General features: G+C 70.0%; 22 protein-coding genes. 17 read left to right on the forward strand and 5 right to left on the reverse strand.

Annotated features, from left to right (window positions below):
- The coding region (gene infB, locus E3O23_RS13550) for a translation initiation factor IF-2 (RefSeq protein ID WP_134491838.1) at window positions 1-2,062 on the forward strand (2,062 nt) is incomplete at its 5' end.
- A gap of 186 nt (window positions 2,063-2,248) precedes the next feature.
- A complete protein-coding gene (gene rbfA, locus E3O23_RS13555; protein ID WP_134491840.1) occupies window positions 2,249-2,755 on the forward strand; it encodes a 30S ribosome-binding factor RbfA in 507 nt (168 codons plus the stop codon).
- An 87-nt stretch (window positions 2,756-2,842) separates the two neighbouring features.
- On the opposite strand, the gene E3O23_RS13560 is transcribed toward rbfA, so the two are convergent.
- Window positions 2,843-3,703, reverse strand: a complete 861-nt coding sequence (locus E3O23_RS13560; RefSeq protein WP_241983484.1) for an HhH-GPD family protein — start codon at window positions 3,701-3,703, stop codon at window positions 2,843-2,845.
- A gap of 68 nt (window positions 3,704-3,771) precedes the next feature.
- Between E3O23_RS13560 and E3O23_RS13565 the strand changes: the two genes are divergently transcribed.
- Entirely contained in the window at window positions 3,772-4,374 is a 603-nt protein-coding gene (locus tag E3O23_RS13565; RefSeq protein ID WP_134491842.1) for a nucleoside/nucleotide kinase family protein, read from the forward strand.
- A 112-nt stretch (window positions 4,375-4,486) separates the two neighbouring features.
- Here the strand turns inward: E3O23_RS13565 and E3O23_RS13570 are convergent, their stop codons facing one another.
- Window positions 4,487-5,491, reverse strand: coding sequence for a ketopantoate reductase family protein (locus E3O23_RS13570; protein WP_134491844.1), 1,005 nt, complete (start codon window positions 5,489-5,491; stop codon window positions 4,487-4,489).
- A 40-nt stretch (window positions 5,492-5,531) separates the two neighbouring features.
- Here E3O23_RS13570 and truB point away from each other — a divergent pair, with 40 nt between their 5' ends.
- Genes truB through E3O23_RS13590 form a run of 4 tightly spaced genes read left to right on the forward strand, consistent with a single transcriptional unit; the run spans window position 5,532 to window position 8,226 of the window.
- The gene (gene truB, locus E3O23_RS13575; protein ID WP_134491846.1) at window positions 5,532-6,452 is read left to right on the forward strand and encodes a tRNA pseudouridine(55) synthase TruB; all 921 of its coding nucleotides are present in this window, start codon (window positions 5,532-5,534) and stop codon (window positions 6,450-6,452) included.
- A complete protein-coding gene (locus E3O23_RS13580) occupies window positions 6,449-6,817 on the forward strand; it encodes a hypothetical protein (RefSeq protein WP_134491848.1) in 369 nt (122 codons plus the stop codon). The genes truB and E3O23_RS13580 overlap by 4 nt, the downstream gene beginning before the upstream one ends.
- Window positions 6,818-6,838: 21 nt before the next feature.
- Window positions 6,839-7,300 carry a hypothetical protein gene (locus tag E3O23_RS13585; protein ID WP_134491850.1) on the forward strand — a complete coding sequence of 154 codons (462 nt, stop codon included), beginning with the start codon at window positions 6,839-6,841 and terminating at the stop codon, window positions 7,298-7,300.
- Window positions 7,297-8,226: a bifunctional riboflavin kinase/FAD synthetase gene (locus E3O23_RS13590; RefSeq protein ID WP_134491852.1), complete on the forward strand. Its 930-nt coding sequence runs from the start codon at window positions 7,297-7,299 to the stop codon at window positions 8,224-8,226. The genes E3O23_RS13585 and E3O23_RS13590 overlap by 4 nt, the downstream gene beginning before the upstream one ends.
- Window positions 8,227-8,283: 57 nt before the next feature.
- Here the strand turns inward: E3O23_RS13590 and E3O23_RS13595 are convergent, their stop codons facing one another.
- Window positions 8,284-8,961 carry a maleylpyruvate isomerase family mycothiol-dependent enzyme gene (locus tag E3O23_RS13595; protein ID WP_134491854.1) on the reverse strand — a complete coding sequence of 226 codons (678 nt, stop codon included), beginning with the start codon at window positions 8,959-8,961 and terminating at the stop codon, window positions 8,284-8,286.
- 148 nt (window positions 8,962-9,109) lie between these two features.
- On the opposite strand from E3O23_RS13595, the gene lhgO reads away from it, so the two are divergent.
- Window positions 9,110-10,300 carry an L-2-hydroxyglutarate oxidase gene (lhgO, locus tag E3O23_RS13600; protein WP_134491855.1) on the forward strand — a complete coding sequence of 397 codons (1,191 nt, stop codon included), beginning with the start codon at window positions 9,110-9,112 and terminating at the stop codon, window positions 10,298-10,300.
- A 37-nt stretch (window positions 10,301-10,337) separates the two neighbouring features.
- Window positions 10,338-11,603: an MFS transporter gene (locus E3O23_RS13605; protein ID WP_241983483.1), complete on the forward strand. Its 1,266-nt coding sequence runs from the start codon at window positions 10,338-10,340 to the stop codon at window positions 11,601-11,603.
- Between the two features lie 100 nt (window positions 11,604-11,703).
- Here the strand turns inward: E3O23_RS13605 and E3O23_RS13610 are convergent, their stop codons facing one another.
- Complete coding sequence (locus E3O23_RS13610) at window positions 11,704-12,651, reverse strand: ROK family protein (protein ID WP_134491857.1); 948 nt, start codon at window positions 12,649-12,651, stop codon at window positions 11,704-11,706.
- A 124-nt stretch (window positions 12,652-12,775) separates the two neighbouring features.
- Between E3O23_RS13610 and E3O23_RS13615 the strand changes: the two genes are divergently transcribed.
- The 4 genes from E3O23_RS13615 to E3O23_RS13630 are packed head-to-tail and all read left to right on the forward strand — an operon-like array spanning window position 12,776 to window position 17,187.
- Window positions 12,776-13,726, forward strand: coding sequence for a sugar-binding transcriptional regulator (locus E3O23_RS13615; protein ID WP_134491859.1), 951 nt, complete (start codon window positions 12,776-12,778; stop codon window positions 13,724-13,726).
- A 25-nt stretch (window positions 13,727-13,751) separates the two neighbouring features.
- Window positions 13,752-14,768, forward strand: a complete 1,017-nt coding sequence (gene deoC, locus E3O23_RS13620; protein WP_134491861.1) for a deoxyribose-phosphate aldolase — start codon at window positions 13,752-13,754, stop codon at window positions 14,766-14,768.
- An 8-nt stretch (window positions 14,769-14,776) separates the two neighbouring features.
- Window positions 14,777-16,327: an aldehyde dehydrogenase family protein gene (locus E3O23_RS13625; RefSeq protein ID WP_134491863.1), complete on the forward strand. Its 1,551-nt coding sequence runs from the start codon at window positions 14,777-14,779 to the stop codon at window positions 16,325-16,327.
- Entirely contained in the window at window positions 16,324-17,187 is an 864-nt protein-coding gene (locus E3O23_RS13630; protein ID WP_134491865.1) for an aldehyde dehydrogenase family protein, read from the forward strand. The genes E3O23_RS13625 and E3O23_RS13630 overlap by 4 nt, the downstream gene beginning before the upstream one ends.
- 40 nt (window positions 17,188-17,227) lie before the next feature.
- On the opposite strand, the gene E3O23_RS13635 is transcribed toward E3O23_RS13630, so the two are convergent.
- A complete protein-coding gene (locus E3O23_RS13635; protein ID WP_134491867.1) occupies window positions 17,228-17,641 on the reverse strand; it encodes an SHOCT domain-containing protein in 414 nt (137 codons plus the stop codon).
- Between the two features lie 121 nt (window positions 17,642-17,762).
- Between E3O23_RS13635 and E3O23_RS13640 the strand changes: the two genes are divergently transcribed.
- The 4 genes from E3O23_RS13640 (at window position 17,763) to E3O23_RS13655 (ending at window position 22,836) form a co-directional block, all read left to right on the forward strand.
- Complete coding sequence (locus E3O23_RS13640; RefSeq protein WP_134491869.1) at window positions 17,763-19,292, forward strand: SDR family oxidoreductase; 1,530 nt, start codon at window positions 17,763-17,765, stop codon at window positions 19,290-19,292.
- A gap of 110 nt (window positions 19,293-19,402) precedes the next feature.
- Window positions 19,403-20,284 (forward strand): glycerophosphodiester phosphodiesterase, encoded by an 882-nt coding sequence (locus E3O23_RS13645; protein WP_166790509.1) that lies wholly within the window; start codon window positions 19,403-19,405, stop codon window positions 20,282-20,284.
- 69 nt (window positions 20,285-20,353) lie between these two features.
- Window positions 20,354-20,914 (forward strand): GDSL-type esterase/lipase family protein, encoded by a 561-nt coding sequence (locus E3O23_RS13650; RefSeq protein WP_134491873.1) that lies wholly within the window; start codon window positions 20,354-20,356, stop codon window positions 20,912-20,914.
- A 47-nt stretch (window positions 20,915-20,961) separates the two neighbouring features.
- Window positions 20,962-22,836, forward strand: coding sequence for a DUF2207 domain-containing protein (locus tag E3O23_RS13655; RefSeq protein ID WP_134491875.1), 1,875 nt, complete (start codon window positions 20,962-20,964; stop codon window positions 22,834-22,836).
- The last annotated feature ends 26 nt before the right edge of the window (window positions 22,837-22,862 follow it).

Consider the following 22,862-nt stretch of genomic DNA (forward strand, 5'->3'; position numbering starts at 1 on the left):
CGGCGCCGGCGGCGCACGCCCCGGCTTCGCACGTCCCGGCGGCGCCCCGGCGGGAGCCCCCGGCTTCGGCCCGCCCCGCCCCGCGGGTGGTGGCGGCGCAGGCGGCCGTGGCCGTGGCCCCGGTGGTGGAACCGCTGGTGCATTCGGTCGCGGAGGCGGCAAGAGCCGTGCCCGCAAGTCGAAGCGTACGAAGAGGCAGGAATTCGAACTGCGCGAGGCCCCGTCGCTGGGTGGCGTGAGCGTACCCCGCGGCGATGGCGGAACCGTTGTTCGCCTGCGTCGCGGTGCGTCGATCACCGACTTCGCCGACAAGATCGACGCCAGCCCCGGGAACCTCGTGACCGTGCTCTTCCACCTCGGTGAGATGGCCACGGCGACGGAGTCCCTCGACGAGGCCACGTTCGACGTGCTCGGCGAAGAGCTCGGCTACAAGATCCAGATGGTCTCGCCCGACGATGAGGACCGCGAGCTGCTTCTCGGCTTCGATATCGACATCGATGAGGAACTGGCGGAGGAGACCGACGAGGAACTCGTCGCCCGTCCCCCCGTCGTCACCGTCATGGGTCACGTCGACCACGGTAAGACCGCGCTGCTCGACGCCATCCGTAACGCCAAGGTGGCAGCGGGCGAAGCCGGCGGCATCACCCAGCACATCGGTGCCTACCAGGTCGTCACCGAGCACGAGGGCATCGAACGCGCCATCACCTTCATTGACACCCCGGGCCACGAGGCGTTCACCGCCATGCGTGCTCGTGGTGCGCAGGTCACCGACATCGCCATCCTTGTGGTGGCGGCCGATGACGGCATCATGCCCCAGACGATTGAGGCACTCAACCACGCGCAGGCAGCAAACGTGCCGATCGTGGTCGCGGTGAACAAGATCGACAAGCCCGGTGCCAACCCGCAGAAGGTTCGCCAGCAGCTCACCGAATTCGGCCTCGTCGCCGAAGAATACGGTGGAGACGTCATGTTCGTCGACGTGTCCGCGAAGAACAAGGTCGGCATCCAGGAAATCCTTGACGCCGTCCTGCTCACCGCGGACGCCGGACTCGACATGCGCGCCAAGCCCGACAAGGATGCTCGCGGCGTGGCCATCGAGGCCAAGCTCGACAAGGGTCGCGGTGCGGTCGCGACCGTGCTCATCCAGTCGGGAACGCTGCACGTCGGAGACTCGATCGTCGCCGGAACGGCTTATGGCCGCGTCCGCGCAATGGCCGACGAGAACGGTGTGCCGGTCCTGGCCGCAACCCCGTCCCGTGCCGTCCAGGTGCAGGGTCTGTCGAGCGTCCCGCGCGCCGGCGACACCTTCCTGGTCATCGATGACGACCGCACCGCGCGCCAGATCGCCGAGAAGCGTGAAGCCGCCGAGCGCAACGCCCTGCTGGCCAAGGCCCGCAAGCGGATCAGCCTCGAAGACTTCACCCGTGCACTCGAAGAGGGCAAGGTCGAGTCGCTCAACCTCATCATCAAGGGTGACGTGTCCGGTGCCGTTGAAGCACTGGAAGAGTCGCTCCTCAAGATCGAGGTCGACGAGTCGGTGCAGCTTCGGATCATCCACCGCGGTGTCGGTGCCGTCACGGAGAGCGACGTCAACCTCGCCACCGTCGACAACGCCATCATCATCGGGTTCAACGTTCGCCCCGACACGAAGGCGCGCGAGCGCGCCGCCCGTGAAGGCGTGGACGTGCGCTTCTACTCCGTCATCTACAACGCGCTCGAGGACATTGAGAGCTCCCTCAAGGGAATGCTCAAGCCCGAGTTCGAAGAGGTGCAGAGTGGTGTCGCCGAGATCCGCGAGGTGTTCCGCTCCTCCAAGTTCGGAAACGTCGCCGGTGTCATCGTTCGCTCCGGAACCATCACCCGAAACGCCAAGGCTCGCGTCATCCGCGAGGGCGTCGTGGTGGGGGACAACCTGGGCATCGAGTCGCTGCGTCGCTTCAAGGACGACGTCACCGAGGTCCGGACGGACTTCGAGTGCGGTATCGGCCTCGGCAAGTTCAACGACATCCAGGTCGGCGACGAGATCGAGACGATCGAAATGAAGGAAAAGCCGCGGGTTTAGTTCCCCACGGTTGGTAGGGTCTCCGCTCGATCCCCCTCAAAAAGGGAAGAGCGGGGACCCCTACCCCGATTCCCTTTTTGAGGGGGATCGAGCTGCGACCGGGTTCGCAGAGATTTGAACGTCACCGCGGTGGCTGGGAAAAGCTGAAGAGCGGCAGAACGGTCGCGAAGAATTAGGGAGTTAGTCATGGCAGATCCGGCACGCGCCAGGAAGATGGCGGACCGCATCAAGGTCATCGTGGCCAAGCGTCTCGAACGCGGCCTCCGCGATCCGAGGCTTGGTTTTGTGACCATCACGGACGTCAAGGTGACCGGCGACCTCCAGCACGCCTCGGTCTTCTACACCGTGTACGGCAACGAAGAGGAGCGCAAGGACAGCGCCGCGGCGCTCAAGGCCGCCACGGGAATGCTGCGCAGCGAGGTGGGCAAGAACATCACCGCGAGGCTCACGCCGTCCCTCGAGTTCATCGCCGACGCCATCCCGGAGAATGCCGCGCTGATCGACGACCTCCTGCGTGAGGCGCGCGACCGCGACACGGAGGTCGAGCAGCTCGCCCGCACGGCCACCTACGCCGGGGATGCCGACCCGTACGTGAAGTCCCGCGACCTGGACGACGACGATGACGCGGACGACGATGACGATGACGAGGCGGAAGACGAAACCGTGACCCGTGGGGCGCACGCCGCCGACTAGTCCGTCGGCCCCTGAGGGGTCGCAAATCGACCTTCGTTGGGCGGTTGAAGGTCGATTTGCGACCCCTCGGGGGCGGCCGATCCGGCGCTAGTGCGGCAGTGTGTATCCGCCGGGCGTCCGCACGGCGAGCCCATCGACCAGGAGGCCGTCCAGGGCGCGCCCCCGCTGGGCCGCATCGGGCCAGAGCCCGTCGACCTCGGCATCCGTCACCGGATGCCGTGTGGCCCGCAGCTCCGCCATGATCAGCCCGCGCACCTGCCGGTCGCTGCCCTCGAACTTCTTCTGTACGGCCTTGCGCGCGCCGGTGTGCGCCGGATATCCCGCCGCCCGCCACGCGCATTCATTCCGAATCGGGCATACCTCGCAGCCTGGCTTCCGGGCTGTGCAGACCAGGGCGCCGAGTTCCATGATCGCGGCATTGAACGCCGCCGACTCGTCGCGGCCCTCGGGAAGCAGCAGGGACATGGCCGCGAGGTCCCGTCCGCGTGACGGCGGCGCCGGTTCGGCCTGGCCGCCGACGGCCCGGGCGATGACCCGCCTCGTGTTGGTGTCGACGACCGGATGCCGGTGCCCGTACGCGAAGGCGGCGACGGCCCTGGCCGTGTAGTCGCCGATGCCGGTGAGGGCCAGCAGGGCGTCGACGTCCTCTGGAACCACGCCGCCGTGACGCTCGGTGATCTCGACCGCGGCCGAATGGAGCCAGAGCGCGCGCCGCGGGTAGCCGAGCGTCGCCCAGGCGCGCACGGCCTCGCCCGGCGGCACGGCGGCCAGGGCGGCCGGGGTGGGCCAGCGTTCCAGCCATTCCTCGAGCCGGGGGATGACGCGGATGACCGGGGTCTGCTGCAGCATGAACTCGCTGACCAGCGTGCCCCAGGCCGAGAAGCCCTCGCGGCGCCAGGGCAGGTCCCTGCCGTTGGCTTCGAACCAGGCAGCGATCGGCGGGGCGATTCCGGCTGCGGGAGCGAGGCCGGACGTGGGGGCTGTGGCGTTCACCCTTTCTAACCTAGGGTCGATTCATGAGGCTCGTCTCCACCCCCCGGATCGAATTCCTGCGCGGCCTGTCGACGGAGATCCTCGGCCACTACGGCCGCGGCCGTACGATCGTCGCGATCGACGGCACGGATGCCCCGGCGCGGGCCGCGTTCGCCGACGACCTCGCCGCGGTCTTGGAGGAGGGCGACCACGCCGCAGTCCGGGCCTCCCTGGGCGACTTCCGGCGCTCCCGGGCCGAGCTGAACCGGCGCGGGGCGGACGCTCCGGAACGGCACTACCGCAACGGCTACGACTACTCGGCGCTCCGGCGCGCGCTGGTCGAACCCTTCCGTCTGGGTGGCAGCACCGGATTCGTCACGAAGGAATTCGACGCCGACAGCGACACGTGGGTGCAGCCGACCTGGCTGACGGCGCCGGCAGACGCCACGCTCGTGATCGACGGCGAGTTCATCCACCGGCCGGAACTCCGGGGGCTGTGGTCGTACAGCGTGCTGCTCGAGGGTGAAGCAACGACAGAGGCCGAACGCCTGTACCGCGCAGAGGCGAAGCCGCGCGACCGGGCGACCGCCATCGTGGACCTGGCCGATGCCGACCGTCCCCGCCGCATCTTCGCCGACAGCTGCTGACGACGAACCGTGAGTTTGGCACCTTAAACAGCCAAACGAAGGTGCCAAACTCACGGTTCGGCGAGCGTGGTCGAAGGTCGAAGGTCGAAGGTCGAGGGCCGGGGTGGGGACGCTAACCGGGGAGGGCGTCGAAGCGGGCGACGACGTCGGCGGGGGTGAGCGAGGCGCCTCGAGCCTCGACCTCGTGCACGAGGGCGGCGAGCAGCGCGTTGACCGGGGCGGTGACGCCGGCGGCGCCCGCCTCGCGCACGACCGCGCCGTTGAGGAAGTCGACCTCGGTGCGCTGGCCCCGGCGAAGGCTCTGCTGGGTAGAACCGAGGTTCGGTACGTCGCCCATGCGCACCCGCATCATCAGCGGCAAAAGCTGGCCCAGCCGCAGCGGCAGCACTGAAAACAGGCGCAGCCGCCGATGCCCGAGCGCCTGCAGCGCGCCGAAACGCACCCCCCGCTTCAGGCCGACGCGCACGGCCTCCCGCATGCTCGCCGTCATCACCCGGCGCAGACCGGGGTGGTCGACGACGGCCTGCACGCTCATCCCGGTGATCGCCGGGATGGCGTTGAGCATGTTCACGATCAGCTTGGTCCACTGGGCGCCGACGAAGTTGTCGATGGCGACGACCGGGACGGCCTCCCCGAGCACGGCCTGCCAGGCGCGCGTCGCGGCGTCGACGGGGCCGGTTCCGCGGCCGAGGTAGGTGGGCGCGGCGGTCGTCACGCTCACCTGGCCCGGTTCGGTGTAGTTGGCGGCGATGATCACCAGGGCGCCGAAGCAGTCGGACCGGGGGAGGAGCCGTTCCGCCGTGCTCACCCCGTCGAGGCCGTTCTGCACGACAATGACCGGGGACCCGTCGATGAACGCGGCGTTGTCCGAGATCGCGGCCGCGGCATCCTGAGCCTTGGTGCAGACCAGGGTCAGCTCGGGGGCCTCCGTGAGCCGCTCGAGGGCACGCGGACGCGCCTGGGCGTCGCCGAACTTGCCGGACAGGCGGATGCCGTCGGCGCGGATCGCCGCCAGGCCCTCGCCCCGGGCGGTGACGGTGACGTCGTGGCCGACGCGGGCGAGCAGGGTCGCGAACGTGCCGCCGAGGGCGCCCGCTCCGATGACCGCGATTCTCACGGCTCACATCCTACGGGGGCGGCGCTGGTAGCCTCGAAGTGTGACCAGCGGCCTCCTCCTCATCGACAAGCCGCAGGGCTGGACCAGCCACGACGCGGTCGCCCGCACCCGGCGCCTCGCCGGAACCCGCAAGGTCGGCCACGCCGGAACGCTCGACCCGATGGCGACCGGCCTGCTGATCCTCGGCGTGGACAGCTCCACCCGCCTGCTGACCTACATCGTCGGACTCGACAAGGAATACCTGGCAACGATCCGGCTCGGCTCGTCGACGACGACGGATGACGCCGAGGGCGAGCACCTCGTCCGCGCCCCCGCGGAGGCCGTGGCGGCGCTCCGCCCGGAGGCCGTCGGAGCCGGCATCATCGCCCTCACCGGGGAGATCAGCCAGCAGCCGAGCGCGGTGAGCGCGATCAAGGTCGACGGCAAGCGCGCCTATGCCCGGGTGCGGGACGGCGAAGCGGTCGAACTCCCGGCCAGGCCGGTCACCGTCAGCGCCTTCGAGCTGCTCTCCAGCACCGCCGTCGACGGATTCCTCGACCTCGAGGTGCGGGTCGTCTGCTCCTCGGGCACCTACATCCGGGCCCTCGCCCGCGACCTCGGCGCGGCGCTCGGCGTCGGCGGACACCTCACCAGCCTGCGCCGCACGCGGATCGGGCCGTTCCGGCTCGACGCGGCCCAGCCGCTTGAGGAACTGGACGTTCACTCCGCGCTGATCGGCCCGGCCGACGCGGCGACGCGGCTGCTGGGCCGCCTCGACCTCACCGAGGAGCAGGCGATCGACCTCGGCCACGGCAAGCGGATCACTGTCGACCCGGCCGGCGGCCAGCCGGGCCCGATCGCGGCCATCGCCCCTGACGGCCGCCTCGTCGGACTGGTCGAGTACCGCGGCGACCAGGCGAAATCGCTGGTCAACTTCCCTCCCGACGAGCCCGCGCCCGCCGACCGGGCGGATGCCCGATGATCGAGTGGTTCACCTGGTTGCAGCTGGCCGTCGCGGTGCTCGGCGGCGCGCTCTGCGTCGGACTCGGCCTCGCCGGACGCAAGCCGACCGACCTCACCATGGGGGCAACCGCCCTCGTCGAGGTGCTGCTGCTCGCGCAGCTGGTCGTGGCCATCGTCGCCCCGCTCACCGGCAATACGGCCAGCGGAAGCGTGCTCGAGTTCTACGTCTACCTGATCAGCGCGATCCTCCTGCCCCTGGCCGCCGGGCTGTGGGCGCTGATCGAGCGGAGCCGCTGGAGCACGGTCATCCTGGGCGTGGCTTGCCTGTCCGTCGCGGTCATGCTCTACCGGATGCTGCACATCTGGACAGTGCAGGTCGGCTGATACTGCGATAATTGCCTAGCGATGACTGAACTACGGCCCCAGACAGCTGCCCGACCGAATCGAGTGACCGGCGTCGGCCGACTCCTCATAGCCGTGTACGGGGTGTTGGCGCTTGCCGCCACCGGGCGCTCCTTCGTGCAGATTGTCGGGAAATTCGACCAGGCGCCGCTGGCCTACTCGCTGTCCGCGCTCGCCGCTGTCGTCTACATCGTGGCCACGATCGCGCTCATCAATCGTGGTCGTGCCTGGTACCGTGCGGCCTGGATCACGATCACGTTCGAACTGCTCGGGGTCCTGGTCATCGGCATCCTCAGCCTGGTCGACCCCGCCCTCTTCCCGCACGACACCGTGTGGTCGGTCTTCGGCCGCGGGTACCTGTTCATCCCGCTGGTCCTGCCGGTCCTCGGGATGTGGTGGCTCGCCCGGAACCCGGTGACCGCGAGCGACTCCGTGGCGAGCGACTCCGTGGCGGACGAGTCATGAAGACGTTCCACGGGATAGCGGCGATCCCGGCAGACTGGCCGGCGTCTGCGGTCAGCATCGGCAAGTTCGACGGCGTGCACGTCGGCCACCGGGCCGTCATCTCCGAGCTGAAGACCGTCGCCGGGGCGCACGGGCTGGTTGCCGTCGTCGTCACCTTCGACCGGCATCCGCTGGCCCTGCTGTCGCCGGGCGACTGCCCGGACGCGCTCGTCAGCACCGAGCAGAAGCTCGACCTGCTGGCCGAGACCGGCATCGACGCCACCGTCGTGCTCGAGTTCAACAAGGCGCTCGCCTCGCTGCCGCCCGAGGAGTTCATCGAGAACGTCCTGGTCAAGGCGCTGCGCGTCCGGCAGGTCCTGGTCGGCCGCGACTTCCGCTTCGGTGCCAGGGGAGCAGGCGACGTCACCCTGATGCAGGGTCTCGGCCGACGCTTCGGCTTCGACGTGCGGCTGGTCGAGGACGTGAAGCCGGACGCGGTCAACCGGGTCTCCTCATCGGGGATTCGCGGGCTGCTCCTGGCGGGCGAGACCCGGGCCGCCGCGGCGTTGCTCGGGCACCTTCCGGCCGTGCGCGGAGTCGTCGTGCACGGCGCCGCCCGCGGCCGCGAGCTCGGCTTCCCGACCGCCAACCTGGCGGCCGAGTCCGAGGGACTCATTCCGGCCGACGGCGTCTACGCGGGCTGGCTGACGGATGCCGGCACCCGGTACCCGGCGGCCATTTCGGTCGGCAACAACCCGACCTTCGACGGCGTGGCGCAGAAGCAGGTCGAGGCGTACGTGCTCGACCGCGACATCGACCTGTACGACCACGTGGTGGACGTGGAGTTCCAGGAACACATCCGCGGGATGGTCGCCTTCACCGGCATCGAGCCGCTGGTCGCACAGATGCGCAACGACGTGGACCGGGTCCGCGCGCTCCTCGCCTGACCCCAATACCCCCGCGAAACCGCAGTCGTGCGGGTTATTCGGGACGTTCAGCGCGCACTACTGCGGTTTCGCGGGATGGGGAGAGGCGGGCAGGGGGCCGCGATCGAAGAGGAAGAGCAGGATCTCCTCGGCGGTGCCGGGGAGGGCCGGGCCGCGGCCGACGCTCCAGTCGGCATCCGTGGCCGTGAGGGTGCGACCGTGCAGGACGGCCTTGATCCCGGTGGGTGCGATCAGGCTCCGGCGGAGCGCGACGGCGCCCGAGGCGGTCGGCGCGACCGCCAGGCCGAGCCCGAGCGGGCGGGCGATGTCGTAGCCGTGCACGACGGCCTCGGTGAGTTCGATGATGCCGTGCCGCCCGCGACCGCCGGCCTTGTCCGCCGCAATCGAACGGATCCGCGCGACGAGGTCCGCCGGAGACGCTTCGGCGGCCGCCCGGCTCACCGCGTCGATGGCCCGCGACGGACGGAGGGAACGGCCGGGCCAGGCGCGAAGCAGGCTGCGCACCAGGTCGCGGTTCGAACTGCCGAGGCGCCAGACGATGTGTCCGGCGACATCCCGTACCCGCCACCCCGCGCAGAGACTCGGCGCCTCCCACTGCTCCGCGGTGAGCCCGGCGAGCAGGTCGGCTGTCGCGGTGAGCGTCGCCGCCAGGTGCCCGCCCCAGTTCGAGTTCGCGCCGGACTCGTCGCCGGCGGGTCGCTGGCTCAGCGGGAGGTACTTCGCGAGGTCTGCCATGCGTCCAGCCTAGGCGCGGGATCCCGGGCGGCGCCGGATCAGTCGCCGGTATCCACGACGCAGAAGCGGATGCCCTCGGCCTGCAGGCCGGGGGAGGTGCGGATTTCGCGCCCCGCTATGCTGGGGCCACGAATACCGTGAGGATGACATGTCGTCTCTACGAACAGTGATAATCGGCGGAGGCATCGTCGGGCTGGCCGTCGCCGAGCTTCTCTCCCGCCGGGGCGTGCAGGTCACCGTGGTTGAAAAAGAAGAACGCTGGGCCGCCCACCAGACCGGCCACAACTCCGGGGTCATCCACGCCGGACCCTATTACAAGCCCGGTTCGCTGAAGGCACTCATGTGCACGGCGGGGAATGCATCGATGGTCGCTTTCGCGCGGGAACACGGCATCGCCCACGAGACCTGCGGCAAACTCATCGTCGCGGTCGAGGCGGGCGAGATCCGCCGGCTCACCGCCCTCGCCGGACGGGCCGTGGCCAACGGCACCCCGGCGCGACTGGTCTCCGGGGAGGAGGCGAGGGAGTTCGAACCCCACGTCAACGCCGTCGCCGCGCTCCGGGTGGAGTCCACCGGGATCATCGACTACGGGGCGGTCAGCCGCAAACTGGCCGAGCTGGCCGAAGCCCGGGGCGCCCGGCTCCTCCTCGGCACCGAGGCGGTGGACATCCGTGTGACGGATCGCGAGGTGACCGTCGTGCACGGGTCGGGGTCGGAGACCGCCGACCTGCTGGTCAACTGCGCCGGCCTCTACAGCGACCGGATAGCCGTCATGGCCGGGCTCCGGCCGAAGGCTCGCATCATCCCGTTCCGGGGCGAGTATTACGAACTAGTCCCGGGCCGCCGGGAGCTGGTCCGCGGGCTGATCTACCCGGTGCCCGACCCGAAACTGCCCTTCCTCGGCGTGCACCTGACCCGGATGGTCGACGGCTCGGTGCACGCCGGACCCAATGCCGTCCTGGCCCTGGCCCGCGAAGGCTACCGCTGGCGCGAGGTCAACGCCCGCGAGGCCCTCGGCGCGATCGCCTACCCGGGCTTCCTCCGGCTGGCCGGCCGCAACCTGGTGACCGGTGCCGAGGAACTCGCGCGGTCCTTCTCCAAACACCTCTTCGCGGCGAGCCTGGCCCGGCTGGTCCCCGAGATCCAGGCCTCCGACATCGTGCGCGCCGGCGCCGGGGTGAGGGCGCAGGCCATCATGCCCGACGGATCCCTGGCCGAGGACTTCATCATCCAGCGGGCCGCCCGGCAGGTCCACGTGCTCAACGCACCGTCGCCGGCCGCCACCAGCGCCCTCGAGATCGCCAGGCACATCGCGGCCCAGATCGACCTGGCCGGGTAGACGGCACCGGCGCCCGGCGCCGCCCTAGACTTGCCCGGTGATCGAAACCGCAGCCCGCAGCCTGTGGTCCGGTCGCACCCTCGCGCTGCTGGGCATCCTGCTCGTTGCCGCGAACCTGCGCACGGCCGTCGCCGCGCTCTCACCGATCATCACGCGGGTCGATGCCGACATCCCGCTGGGCACCCTGGCCGTCGGCGTCCTCGGGATGCTGCCCCCGGTCTGTTTCGCCCTGTTCGGGATCTTCACCCCCATGTTCACGAAACGCCACGGGCTCGAGACCACCCTCGCGCTCTCCCTCCTCGCGCTGTTCGTCGGGCACCTGGCGCGGGGACTGTCCGGCTCGGTGGTCCTGCTCCTGCTGGGCAGCGCGATCACCTTCGCCGGCCTCGGCGTCGGCAACGTGCTCTTGCCGCCGCTGGTGAAGAAGTACTTCCCGGATCGTGTCGGGCTGGTGACATCGCTGTACGTCACCGTCATCTCGTTGAGCACGCTGGTGCCCCCGCTCGTCGCCGTCCCGGTGGCGGATGCCGCCGGCTGGCGCACCTCGCTGGGCATGTGGAGCGCGTTCGCCCTGGTCGCCCTCGTGCCCTGGATCACGATGCTCGTGCGGCACCGCACCGGGAACATGCCCACCCCGGTGGTCGAGGAACCCGAACCGGCCCTCCTCGGCCGGCTGCGGCACTCGAGCGTGGCCTGGGCGATCACCGCCGTCTTCGCGGTGTCGTCGGTCAACGCCTATGCGGTTTTCGCCTGGTTGCCCCAGCTGCTGGTCGACCGGGCGCTGGTGTCGGAGGGGGAGGCGGGGACCCTGCTGTCGCTGTTCTGCGCGATGGGATTCCCGTGCGCCGTGGTCATCCCCGTGCTCACCGTGCGCCTCAAGAACGTCGGCCTCCTCGTCTACGCCGGCGCGTTCTGCTTCGTGATCGGCTACCTCGGCCTCATCGTCGCGCCGATGACTCTGACCTGGCTCTGGGTGTCGGCGGCCGGCCTCGGCCAGCTGCTCTTTCCGCTCGCGCTCGTGCTGATCAACCTGCGCACCCGCACGCACGAGGGCGCCGTGGCGATGAGCGGCTTCGTGCAGGGGGTCGGCTACACGCTCGGGGCGCTCGGCCCGCTGGTCGTTGGGCTGCTGCACGAGGTAACCGGCGACTGGCTGTGGCCGCTCGTCTTCCTGACCGCTACGGCGCTCGCGGTGACCGTAGCCGGCGCGGTCATCGCCCGGCCGCACATGCTCGAGGACGACCTGGGCCGGTTTCGACCGGCCCCCCTTCACCTACCACGGGCCGAAGACCGGAAGGATTGAGGGTTCGTGCCCGAAGACCGGACGAAACAGCCAACATCCACCCACAGGTTCCGGTATTCACGAACCCCGGCCCACTCACTACGCCTTGTTCAGCAGGCTCCTAGGGAACCAGTTCCGCCCGGTGGATGAGCGCGGCCGCGCCGATGAGCGGCCCGTCGCCGGTCAGGGCGGAATGGACGACTCGCACCCGCGTCGCGAAGGCGAATTCGATGCGTTCGGCGATCGCCTCGCGAATGGCGTCGAACAAGTCCGGCGCCACGTGCGAGAAGCCCCCGCCGATCGCGACGAGGTCCAGGTCGACCAGGTTGGTGGCCGAGGCGATCGCCTGGCCGATGGCTCGGCCGCTCCGCTGCACCGCGCGCGCGGCGATCTCGTCGCCGGCGGCGAAGGCCGCGGCGAGCTCCTCGCCCGTCGCGCCCGGCCAGCCCTGGGCCCTGGCCCAGGCGACGGTGCGGGGGCCGGATGCGATCGCCTCGAGGCAGCCGCGGCCGCCGCAGGCGCACCGGTCGTCGAACCCGCCGACCTCGACGTGGCCGATGTGGCCGGCATTCCCGCTGGGGCCTGACACCGTGTGGCCACCCAGGATGAGTCCGCCGCCGACGCCGGTCGAGACGACCATGCCCATCAGGTTGTCGACGCCCTGGCCGGCGCCGAGCCAGTGCTCGGCGAGGGTGATGCAGAGGCCGTCCATCCGCAGCCGCACCGGCACATCCGGGATGAGCCCGCGAACGAGGTCGCGGAGCGGGAACTCGCGCCAGGCCGGGAGGTTGAGGGGAGAGACCGACCCCGAGGCGACCGTGATCGGCCCGGCCGAGCCGATCCCGACCCCGACGAGGGTGGCCCCGGCCGGCAGGCTCGCCCGCGCCAGCGTGACGGCCGAGGTGACGCTCCGGCTGAGCTCCTCGCTTGTGGCGGCCGGCCCGGTGGGGAAGCGGTGACGGCTTCCCGGGAGCAGGTTTCCCCGGTCGTCGACGAGGGCGGCTTCGACCTTGGTCCCGCCGAGGTCCACGGCGAGAACGGCGCTGATCGGACCGGTGCTGGAGTTCATTGTCCGAGCCTAGAGCGTGCGGCGGCGACCCCGTCTGCTCATATGAGCAATCTGCCCCACAGCTGTTGTTCGGCTGCTCGGTGCGTCCTAGGCTGGGGGACGACGTGAATGGAGAGTGCGCAGGGTGATCGATACCGACGAATTGATGTCCATTCGTGCCGCCGAGCTCTACTACGAGGAGAACAAGACGCAGGATGAGATCGGCTCGATCCTCCGCCTCACTCGATGGAAGGTCGGCCGGCTCCTCGCGCAGGCGAAGGCCAGCGGATTCATCCGGATCGAGATCGTGCACCCGCGCGCCCGGCGGTTGCCGGTCGAGCGCCGGCTCCGCGAGGCGACCGGCCTGAAGGATGCCATCGTCGTGTCTTCCGTGGGCGTCGCCGGCGACGAGGAACTCCAGTCCCGCACCGCGCAGGCGGCGGCCGACTACCTCACCGGGCTCCGCCCGATCCCGCGCACCCTGGGCATCAGCTGGGGTCGCACCCTCCACGACGTGTCCCTGCACCTCAAGCACGGCTGGGCACCCGGGGTCGACGTCGTGCAAATCAACGGCGGCGTCAGCCTGAACAAGCGCGCCGGCACCGCCGCCACGACCGCGGCCACGATCGCCCACAAGGCGTTCGGCGCGGCGACCCTGCTGCCGAGCCCGGCCATCCTGGAACGGCTGGAAACGAAGCACGCCATCGAATCCGACCGCGCGGTGGCCGCCGTCCTCGAACAGGCGGCCGGGGCATCCGCCTACCTCTACAGCGCCGGCCAGGCCGATGAGCACTCCGCGCTCGTCGACAGCGGCTACCTCAGCGCGGACGAAGTCGGGGAACTCGTGCGCAAGGGAGCGGTCGGCGACATCGTCGGCCGCTACATCGACAAGAACGGCGCCATCGTCGACCCGGAACTCGACGAGCGCACCCTCGGCATCCAGCTTGAACAACTGCGGCGGGCGAGCCTCGCCATTGCCGTGATCTCCGGCAGCGCCAAGCACGCCGTCGCCCGAGCCATCGTCGGCAGCGGGCTCTGCACCGTGCTGGTCACCGACGAGGACACCGCCCGGGCACTGCTCGGCGACGACGTATGACACACACCAACCGCAAGGACAACTCATGACAAGCAGTCAACTGGCCACTCGACTGGCCCCCCGCGACCGCACCCTGGCCCTGCTCGGCGGCGAAGCGACCGACGCGAATCTCCGCCGCTACCTGCACGGCATCCCCGGGATCGACGCCGTGGGGCTCGAGCAGCGCGCGGCCGACCTTGGCAGCCGTTCGATCAAGACCACCTCGAAGAAGTGGGCGCTCGACACGATCATCCGGCTGATCGACCTCACGACCCTCGAGGGCGCCGACACTCGCGGCAAGGTGCGCTCCCTCGTGGGCAAGGCCCTGACCCCGGATGCCGGCGACCCGGACTGCCCGCGGGTGGCCGCCGTCTGCGTGTACGGCGACATGGTCCCGCACGCGGTCGAGGCGCTCGGTTCGGCCCATGCGGCGGGGACGGGTGACGGCATCGCCGTCGCCGCCGTCGCCACCGCCTTCCCCAGCGGCCGCGCGTCCCTGGCCGTCAAGCTCGCCGACACCGCCGACGCGGTCGCGGCCGGCGCCGATGAAATCGACATGGTGATCGACCGCGGGGCGTTCCTCTCGGGCCACTACGGCCTCGTCTTCGACGAGATCGTCGCCGTCAAGGAGGCCTGCCGGCGGCCGGACGGAAGCCACGCGCACCTCAAGGTGATCCTCGAAACCGGCGAACTCAACACCTACGACAACGTGCGCCGGGCATCCTGGCTGGCCATCCTGGCCGGTGGCGACTTCATCAAGACCTCGACCGGAAAGGTGGCCCCGGCCGCGACGCTCCCGGTGACGCTGTCGATGCTCGAGGTCGTGCGCGACTGGCACCGGCTGACCGGCGAGAAGATCGGCGTGAAGCCGGCCGGCGGCATCCGCACCTCCAAGGACGCGATCAAGTACCTGGTGACCGTCGCCGAGACCGTCGGCGAGGAGTGGCTGCAGCCGCACCTGTTCCGGTTCGGCGCGTCCAGCCTGCTCAACGACGTGCTCCTCCAGCGCCAGAAGATGACGACCGGGCACTACTCCGGTCCCGACTACGTGACGATCGATTAGGACATCCCATGAATTTTCTTGACTACGCTCCGGCCCCGGAGTCGCAGGCGATCCTGAACCTCCGTTCGGACTACGGCCTGTTCATCGACGGCGAATTCGTCGCCGGGCGAGGCACGCCCTTCCAGACGATCGACCCGGCCACCGAGAAGCGGATCGCGATGATCGCCAACGCCAACACGGCGGATGTCGACGCCGCGGTGGCCGCCGCACGCCGTGCCTACACCGGCGCCTGGTCCCGCCTCTCCGGCAGCGACCGGGGCAAGTACCTGTTCCGCATCGCCCGCCTCGTGCAGGAACGCGCCCGCGAACTGGCCGTGGCCGAGAGCCTCGACAACGGCAAGCCGATCAAGGAGAGCCGCGACGTCGACGTGCCCCTCGTCGCCGCCTGGTTCTTCTACTACGCCGGCTGGGCAGACAAGCTCGATCACGCCGGACTCGGCCCGAACCCGGCCTCGCTCGGGGTCGCCGCCCAGGTCATCCCGTGGAACTTCCCCCTGCTCATGCTGGCGTGGAAGATCGCGCCCGCCCTCGCCGCCGGCAACACCGTCGTGCTGAAGCCGGCCGAGACCACCTCGCTGACGGCGCTCCTGTTCGCCGAGATCCTGCAGCAGGCCGACCTGCCGCCGGGCGTGGTCAACATCATTACCGGCGCGGGGGACACCGGGCAGGCGCTCGTGAACCACCCGGACGTCAACAAGGTGGCCTTCACCGGGTCGACCGCGGTCGGCCGGGCCATCGCCCGCTCCGTCGCCGGCACCGACAAGAAGCTCACCCTCGAACTGGGCGGCAAGGCCGCGAACATCGTCTTCGACGACGCGCCGATCGACCAGGCCATCGAGGGCATCGTCAACGGCATCTTCTTCAACCAGGGCCACGTCTGCTGCGCCGGCAGCCGGCTCCTGGTGCAGGAAAGCATCCACGACGAGGTCATCGACCGGCTCAAGGACCGCATCTCCACCCTGCGCCTCGGCGACCCGCTGGACAAGAACACCGACATCGGCGCGATCAACAGCGCCGACCAGCTGCGGCGCATCACCGAACTCACCGCCATGGGGGAGCAGGAGGGCGCCGAGCGCTGGAGCGCCGACTGTGCCATCCCGGAGAACGGCTTCTGGTTCGCGCCGACGATCTTCACGAACGTGTCGACCAGCCACCGCATTGCCCGCGACGAGATCTTCGGGCCGGTGCTCTCCGTCCTGACCTTCCGCACACCCGCCGAGGCCATCGCCAAGGCGAACAACACGCCCTACGGCCTCTCCGCCGGGATCTGGACCGACAAGGGCAGCCGCATCCTCGCGGTCGCCGATAAGCTGCGTGCCGGTGTCATCTGGGCGAACACGTTCAACCGCTTCGACCCGGCCAGCCCGTTCGGCGGCTACAAGGAGTCCGGCTACGGGCGCGAGGGCGGCCGTCCGGGCCTGGCCGCGTACCTCAAGCCGGCGCCGTCCCTCAAGCCGGCAGCGTCCCTCAAGCCGGCACCGCGCCGCCCGCGTGCGGTCCGCGCTCCCGACGCCACCGCCGCTCCCGCCGTTTCCGCACGAAAGAAGGCCGCCAAGTGACCCGCCTCGCCATTCCCAAGACCTACAAGCTCTACATCGGCGGCAAGTTCCCGCGCAGCGAGTCCGGCCGCGTGTACGAGATCCTCGCGAAGAAGGGCGACTTCCTCGCCAACGCGGCGAAGGCCTCCCGCAAGGATGCCCGCGAGGCCGTCGTCGCCGCCCGGGCAGCGGTGGGCGGCTGGGCCGGAGCCACCGCGTACAACCGAGGCCAGGTGCTCTACCGGATCGCCGAACTGCTCGAGGGGCGTCGCGCGCAGTTCGTCGACGAGATCGTGCAGACGGAGGGCGTGAGCGTCGCCGCGGCATCCGCGCAGGTCGACGAGGCGATCGACCGCTGGGTCTGGTACGCCGGCTGGGCCGACAAATACGTGCAGGTCGCCGGCAACGCCAACCCGGTGTCCGGACCGTTCTTCAACATCTCCGTCCCCGAACCCACGGGCATCGTCGCGATCGTCGCCCCGCAGGCCGGCGGTTCGCTGCTCGGCCTGGTCAGCGTCGTCGCCCCGGCGCTCGTGGCCGGCAACACCGTCGTCGTGATCGCGAACGAAACCATGCCGCTGTCGGCGATCAGCCTGAGCGAGGTGCTCGCGACCAGCGATGTGCCGGGTGGGGTCGTGAACATCCTCACCGGTTCCCCGGCCGAGATCGCGCCCTGGCTGGCCAGCCACGCCGATGTCAACGCGCTGGACCTCGTCGGCGCCGGCGACCTGGACTGGGTCGACCTCCAGATCGCGGCAGCGGAGACGCTCAAGCGCGTGCTGCCACCGGAGAACGGCCCGGACGCGGCGACCCCGTCAATCGACCGGATCGTCGCGTTCACCGAGACGAAGACCGTGTGGCACACGAAGGGCCTGATCTAAGGACAGGCCGGATCCAGCCGCCGGATCGGGCGGGGTGCACCTAGTCGGTTACCCGCCCGGCCTGGACGCCGCCCAGGGCCCTGCTCTTGATCGCCTCGAACTCGCTGGCGCTGATCGCGCCGGAATCCAGGAGCGTCTTCGCCTGGCTGATTTCCTGCGCCGGTGACGACGAAGCGACGTTGCGGATGTACTGCTCGGTCGACGCCCGCGCCTGCTCGCTGCTCCGCATCTGACGCTCGGCCATGCCCGGACCGCGGGCGACGATGTAGACCAACATGGTCAGCACCGGTACGAAGAGCATGAGGATGAGCCACCCGGCTTTGCCCCAGCCGCTCATCTCGCGATCCCGGAAGACGTCGGCGATGACCGCGAAGAGGACGTACAGGTAGCTGACCAGCACCATCGTCCAGAAGAAGAATCCAACGAAATCCCAAAAACTCGCCCAGAAATCCATGGTCATTGCCTTTCGGAGACGGGAGCCTGGCGCCCGGTCACGGACCGTAGCGGACAGTCGGGCCTTGATGCGACACAAAAAATACCACCGCGGGGTCAGGCGCGACACCTAGACTGCCGCAATGACTTCTGCGGCCATTCCTGCGCGACGCGTCCTGGTCACCGGCGCCACCGGCTACATCGGGGGCCGGCTGGTGCCCCTGCTCCTGGACGCGGGGTACTCGGTCCGGGTGCTCGTGCGCGCGCCGCAGAAGCTGACGGATGTCCCCTGGGCCGGCCGGGTGGAGATCGTCACCGGGGACCTGGGAGATCCCGGGTCGCTGCGGGAAGCCTGCGCCGGCGTCGACGTGCTGTACTACCTCGTGCACTCCATGGGCGCCCGCGGCGACTTCGAACGCACTGAACGCACGGCCGCCGAGAACGTCGCCGCCGCCGCGGCAGCAGCCGGTGTCTCCCGGATCGTCTACCTGGGCGGGCTCCACCCCGACACCGACACGCTCTCCCCGCATCTCCGGTCTCGCGCGGAAGTGGGCAGGATCCTCCTGGCCTCCGGCGTGCCGACGGCCGCGCTGCAGGCCGGCGTCGTGATCGGCTCCGGCTCCACCTCGTTCGAAATGATCCGCCACCTCACCGATGTGCTGCCCTACATGCCGGCGCCCAAGTGGGTGCGCAACCGCATCCAGCCGATCGCCGTGCGTGATGTGCTGTACTACCTGCTGGCCGCCGCCGACCTCCCGGCCGACGTCAACCGCACCTTCGACATCGGCGGCCCGGACGTGCTCCGGTACGGCCAGATGATGAACGGCTACGCGCTCGAGGCGGGCCTCCGCCAGCGCCCGATCGCCTCCCTCCCCGTGCTCACGCCGTGGCTGGCCTCGCAGTGGGTCAACCTGGTCACGCCCATCCCGCGCAACCTCGCCATCCCGATCATCGCGTCGCTGCAATACGACTGCGTGGTGCATGAGCGCGACATCGACGGCTACATCCCCCGGCCGGAGGGTGGACTCACCGGGTACCGCCGGGCCGTGCGCCTCGCGCTCGGCCGGATGCGCGACGGCGAGGTCGAAACGAGCTGGCGCAACGCGTCCATCGAGGGCGCGTCGAGCAACCCGCTGCCGAGCGACCCGGACTGGGCGGGCCACCTCGTCTACACCGACCTGCGCGAGAAGCGCACCTCGGCCAGGCCGGAAGACCTCTGGCGGGTGATCGAGGGCATCGGCGGCGACAACGGCTGGTATTCCTTCCCGCTCGCCTGGGCCGTCCGGGGCTGGATGGACAAGATCGTCGGCGGGGTCGGTCTCCGCCGCGGTCGGCGGGATCCGGAGCGCCTGCACACCGGCGACGTCCTCGACTTCTGGCGGGTCGAACGCATCGACCGTGGTCGCTTCCTGCGCCTCCGAGCCGAGATGCGGGTGCCGGGGCGCGCCTGGCTCGAACTGGGCGTCGAACCCACGGATGACGGCGGAGCGCTCTACCGCCAGCGCGCGGTCTTCTTCCCCCGCGGACTCGGCGGCCGGCTCTACTGGTTCGCGATCCTCCCGTTCCATGGCGTGATCTTCAGCGGGATGGCCAACCGGATCACCGAAGAGGCCGTCGCCGAGGCCAAAAACGATGAGAAAGTCACCCCCGAGCTGGGGCGGCAACGGAGGTAACGGAACGGTAACGGCTCACGGTAGAGTGACCGAACTGACCGCCGCAGCGTCGCGCCGGGCAGCAGGAGAGGCTCTATCTGGCAATGAGTGCTTTGAGTTCCGTTCGCGGCATGTCCCTCCTGTTTGCGATCCCGGCGACGGCCCTGGTGGTCCTCGTGCTCGTGCTCGGTCCGCTCACCGAACGCGTCGAGGCGGTCGACGTCTTCGGCACGCTGCGAGCACCGGGCGAGGGCGCGTTCGTGGCCGGTCACCGCGGCGACGGGTCCGCGGCTCCGGAGAACACCATGCCCGCCTTCGACCTCGCGCTGAGCGGCCCGATCGAGTTCGTCGAGACCGACGTCCAGCTCAGCAGCGACGGCGTGCCCGTCCTCTTCCACGACGTCACCCTGGACCGAACGACCGACGGGCACGGAACCGTCGCCGACCACACCGCGGCGGAACTCGCCAAGCTCGACGCGGGCGCCTGGTACGGCAAGTCCTACGCCGGAACCCGGATCCCCACCCTGGACGCGTTCCTCGCCCGGGTGGCGGAAACGGACAAGAAGGCGCTGGTCGAACTGAAGTTCGGCTGGACGGCGGAGCAGCTGCGCACGGTGACCGCCCTGATCGACCGCCACGACGTTCGCTCGAGGGTCGTGCTGCAAAGTTTCAGCCTCGACACCCTGGCCAATCTCCAGGTCGTGGCGCCGCGCTACCCGCGGATCATGCTCGTCAGGGAACTCCCGGCCAATCCCGTGCCCATGGCCCACCAGTTCGGCGTGATCGCGCTCGCCACCACCGCGGCGGCGGTCCAGACGTCCCCGGATGCCGTCCGGCTGCTGCACGAGGCCGGTCTCGGGGTGATCTGCTACACGCTCAACACCCGGGACGTGTGGAGCGATGTGCGTGATCACGGGGTCGATGGGATCATCACCGACACGCCCGGCGACCTCGAGTTGTGGCTGGCCGGACCCGGCCAGGGGACAGGACGCGCAGACCGCCCCGCAACCTAGGATCGGCTGGGAACTCTAGCCACCCCGGCCCGCACGGTGCATGATGGAGATGGTTTGAGGGAGGCCGGGATGTCGGAATCTATTGTGTTGCTCGGGGACGGTTTGACCGCGGGAGGCCGCTGGGGGGACTGGTTCCCGGGCTACGAGGTGCAGAACCTGGGTGTCAGCGGAGACACCACCGACGAGGCCATTGCGCGGCTGGACACCATCATCGAGATGGAGCCCGACGCCGTCGTCCTGCTGATCGGCGCGAACGACCTGGGCTGGCGCCGCTCGGACGAGTACGTCGTCCGCAACATCGAGACCATCCTGGTCACCCTCCGCAGGCGGCTCCCTCACGTGAGGATCCTCGTGCAGTCCGTGCTGCCGCGCGAGCGAGAGTTCGCAACAACCATCCGGTCGATCAACCGCCACCTCCGTCAATTCGCTCCCACCCAGCACGCGCTGTACCTGGACCTGTGGCCGGCCCTGGCCCAGCCCGACGGCGAACTCTCCTCCGAGTTCTCGGACGACCGGCTCCACCTCACAGACGAGGGCTACGCGGCTTGGGTCGCCGAGTTGGAACCGGCGCTGGAAGCACTCTTCCTTCAGGCCCCGACCACCACGTCGGTACCGATCCAGCACGCGTGACCGGTATCCGGCCTGGCGTCGGCACCCCTGCGTCCTAAGGTGGGGGCATGCGTCCAGTGGCCAGGCTCCTGCTGTCGTTACTCGGTGCCCTGGCGCTCATCGCCGGATCGATGGGCGCCGCGGCCGCGGCGCTCCCGGCACCAGGGCGCACCTCCGTCGTCGAGGCGGCACCGCAGGGACTCGACGATTTCACTTTCGACTCCTGGCACTCGGATTTCCGGCTGGGCCTCGCCGACGACGGGCGCTCCACGCTGACCACAACCGAGACGATCGTGGCCAGGTTTCCCGAGATCGACCAGAACCGGGGCATCCGCCGGGCCATCCCGACCCACTACGACGGTCACCCGACCGACCTGGCCATCGAGAGCGTCACCGACGGCCGCGGCGCGCCGCGCGACTACGAGACCGAAACGAGCGACGACGGCGGCCGGTTCCTGGTGGTCACGATCGCGGCCGACGACTTCGTGCACGGCCCCCAGACCTACACGATCCGCTACCGACAGGCCAACGTGACGCTCTTCCCGAGCGACTCCGACGACGAGGAGTTCTACTGGGAAGTGAACGGCACCGGATGGGCCCAACCGTTCGGGGAAGTGTCCGCGACGCTGCAGGTGGCTCCCGAGCTCGTCCCGAAGCTCACCGGTGCGACCAGCTGCTACCAGGGCGACATCGTCTCCAGCGAGCCCTGCGCCACCCTCGCCAGCGAGGCCGACGGCGACGGCTGGCGGGTCGACGTGAACGCCGGCGGACTCGCACCGCACCAGGGCCTGACGCTCGCGGTCGGCTTCCAGGCCGGGACCTTCGTGCCCAGGGACGACTCGTTCACCGCCTCCCCGTTTCCCGGCATCGGGCTCGCGGCCGCCCTGCTCGGCCTGGCCGGGATGGTCGTGGCCGGGATCGCCCGACTGGGCAGCTGGCGCAGCCAGCCCGGCAGGCCGACGATCATCGCCGAGTACCTGCCGCCCACGGGCGTCAACCTGCTCGAGGCTGCGGACGTGGCGCGGGCCACAACCAAGGCCATGGCAGCCCAATTCCTCAGCTTCGCCGTTCGCGGCAACGTCCGCGTGCTCGAAGTGGAGGGCAAGAAGCACTACCAGCTGGAACTGGAGCGCGCCGACCGGGTCGACGAGGCCGAGCGCAGCATCCTCGCCAGGCTCTTCCCGGGGCTGCAACCGGGCACCCGACGTGACCTCAAGGCCAGGGACGCGAAGCTCTCGCTCGCCCTGCAGCGTGAACTCCGGGCGTCCCGCAAACGGATGATCACCGCCGGTCTGCGGGAGAAGAAGGGCGGCGCCCTCCGCGGCTGGCTCATCGCCCTCGCCGTGGCCACGGGAGCCGTCAGCATCGGCGCGAGCGCCATCGCGATCGGCAGCGAGATCGGCGGAGCCTGGCCGATCCTGATCCTCGTCCTCGGCGGGGCCTTCTCCGGCGGGATTCTCGCGCTGACGGCCAGCGTCCGGCCGCTCACCGCCGCCGGGGCCGAACTCCGCGACTACCTCAAGGGCGTCAAGGTCTACATCGCGCTCGCCGAAGCGGACCGGCTCCGGGTGCTGCAGAGCCCGGAGGGAGCGCTGCGCTCGCCGTACCGGCCCGACCCGGCGGCGCTGCCCGCCGACAGCGGCCCCGGCGGGACGCTGCAGGTCCTGAAACTCTACGAACGACTCCTGCCCTTCGCCGTGCTGTTCGGCCAGGAGAAGCAGTGGTCGCGGGTCCTGGGGGAGTACTACGAGGCCAGCGGATCCCAGCCGGGCTGGTATAGCGGTCCCGGCGGATTCAACGCCGGCCTCTTCGCGGCCGGGATCGGCTCGTTCGCCAGCACCACCTCAGCCTCCTGGTCGGGCAGTTCGTCGAGCTCGTCCGGCTCCGGCGGCGGCGGGTCGGTCGGCGGCGGGGGCGGCGGCGGAGGCGGCGGAGGCGTCTGAACCGCGCGCGCGCGCCGGTGCGCCCG

The sequence above is a fragment of the Cryobacterium tagatosivorans genome (assembly GCF_004402215.1).
Taxonomy (GTDB): Bacteria; Actinomycetota; Actinomycetes; order Actinomycetales; family Microbacteriaceae; genus Cryobacterium; species Cryobacterium tagatosivorans.

Excerpts from the sequence above, each read along its gene's own strand:
- E3O23_RS13595 (WP_134491854.1), bottom strand. The coding sequence starts at position 8,961 with ATGGCAGACCTCGCGAAGTACCTCCCGCTGAGCCAGCGACCCGCCGGC.
- deoC (WP_134491861.1), top strand. The coding sequence starts at position 13,752 with ATGACAAGCAGTCAACTGGCCACTCGACTGGCCCCCCGCGACCGCACC.
- E3O23_RS13645 (WP_166790509.1), top strand. The coding sequence starts at position 19,403 with ATGTCCCTCCTGTTTGCGATCCCGGCGACGGCCCTGGTGGTCCTCGTG.
- rbfA (WP_134491840.1), top strand. The coding sequence starts at position 2,249 with ATGGCAGATCCGGCACGCGCCAGGAAGATGGCGGACCGCATCAAGGTC.
- E3O23_RS13610 (WP_134491857.1), bottom strand. The coding sequence starts at position 12,651 with ATGAACTCCAGCACCGGTCCGATCAGCGCCGTTCTCGCCGTGGACCTC.
- E3O23_RS13565 (WP_134491842.1), top strand. The coding sequence starts at position 3,772 with ATGAGGCTCGTCTCCACCCCCCGGATCGAATTCCTGCGCGGCCTGTCG.
- E3O23_RS13585 (WP_134491850.1), top strand. The coding sequence starts at position 6,839 with ATGACTGAACTACGGCCCCAGACAGCTGCCCGACCGAATCGAGTGACC.
- E3O23_RS13580 (WP_134491848.1), top strand. The coding sequence starts at position 6,449 with ATGATCGAGTGGTTCACCTGGTTGCAGCTGGCCGTCGCGGTGCTCGGC.
- E3O23_RS13635 (WP_134491867.1), bottom strand. The coding sequence starts at position 17,641 with ATGGATTTCTGGGCGAGTTTTTGGGATTTCGTTGGATTCTTCTTCTGG.
- E3O23_RS13640 (WP_134491869.1), top strand. The coding sequence starts at position 17,763 with ATGACTTCTGCGGCCATTCCTGCGCGACGCGTCCTGGTCACCGGCGCC.
- E3O23_RS13590 (WP_134491852.1), top strand. The coding sequence starts at position 7,297 with ATGAAGACGTTCCACGGGATAGCGGCGATCCCGGCAGACTGGCCGGCG.
- E3O23_RS13655 (WP_134491875.1), top strand. The coding sequence starts at position 20,962 with ATGCGTCCAGTGGCCAGGCTCCTGCTGTCGTTACTCGGTGCCCTGGCG.
- E3O23_RS13650 (WP_134491873.1), top strand. The coding sequence starts at position 20,354 with ATGTCGGAATCTATTGTGTTGCTCGGGGACGGTTTGACCGCGGGAGGC.
- lhgO (WP_134491855.1), top strand. The coding sequence starts at position 9,110 with ATGTCGTCTCTACGAACAGTGATAATCGGCGGAGGCATCGTCGGGCTG.
- E3O23_RS13625 (WP_134491863.1), top strand. The coding sequence starts at position 14,777 with ATGAATTTTCTTGACTACGCTCCGGCCCCGGAGTCGCAGGCGATCCTG.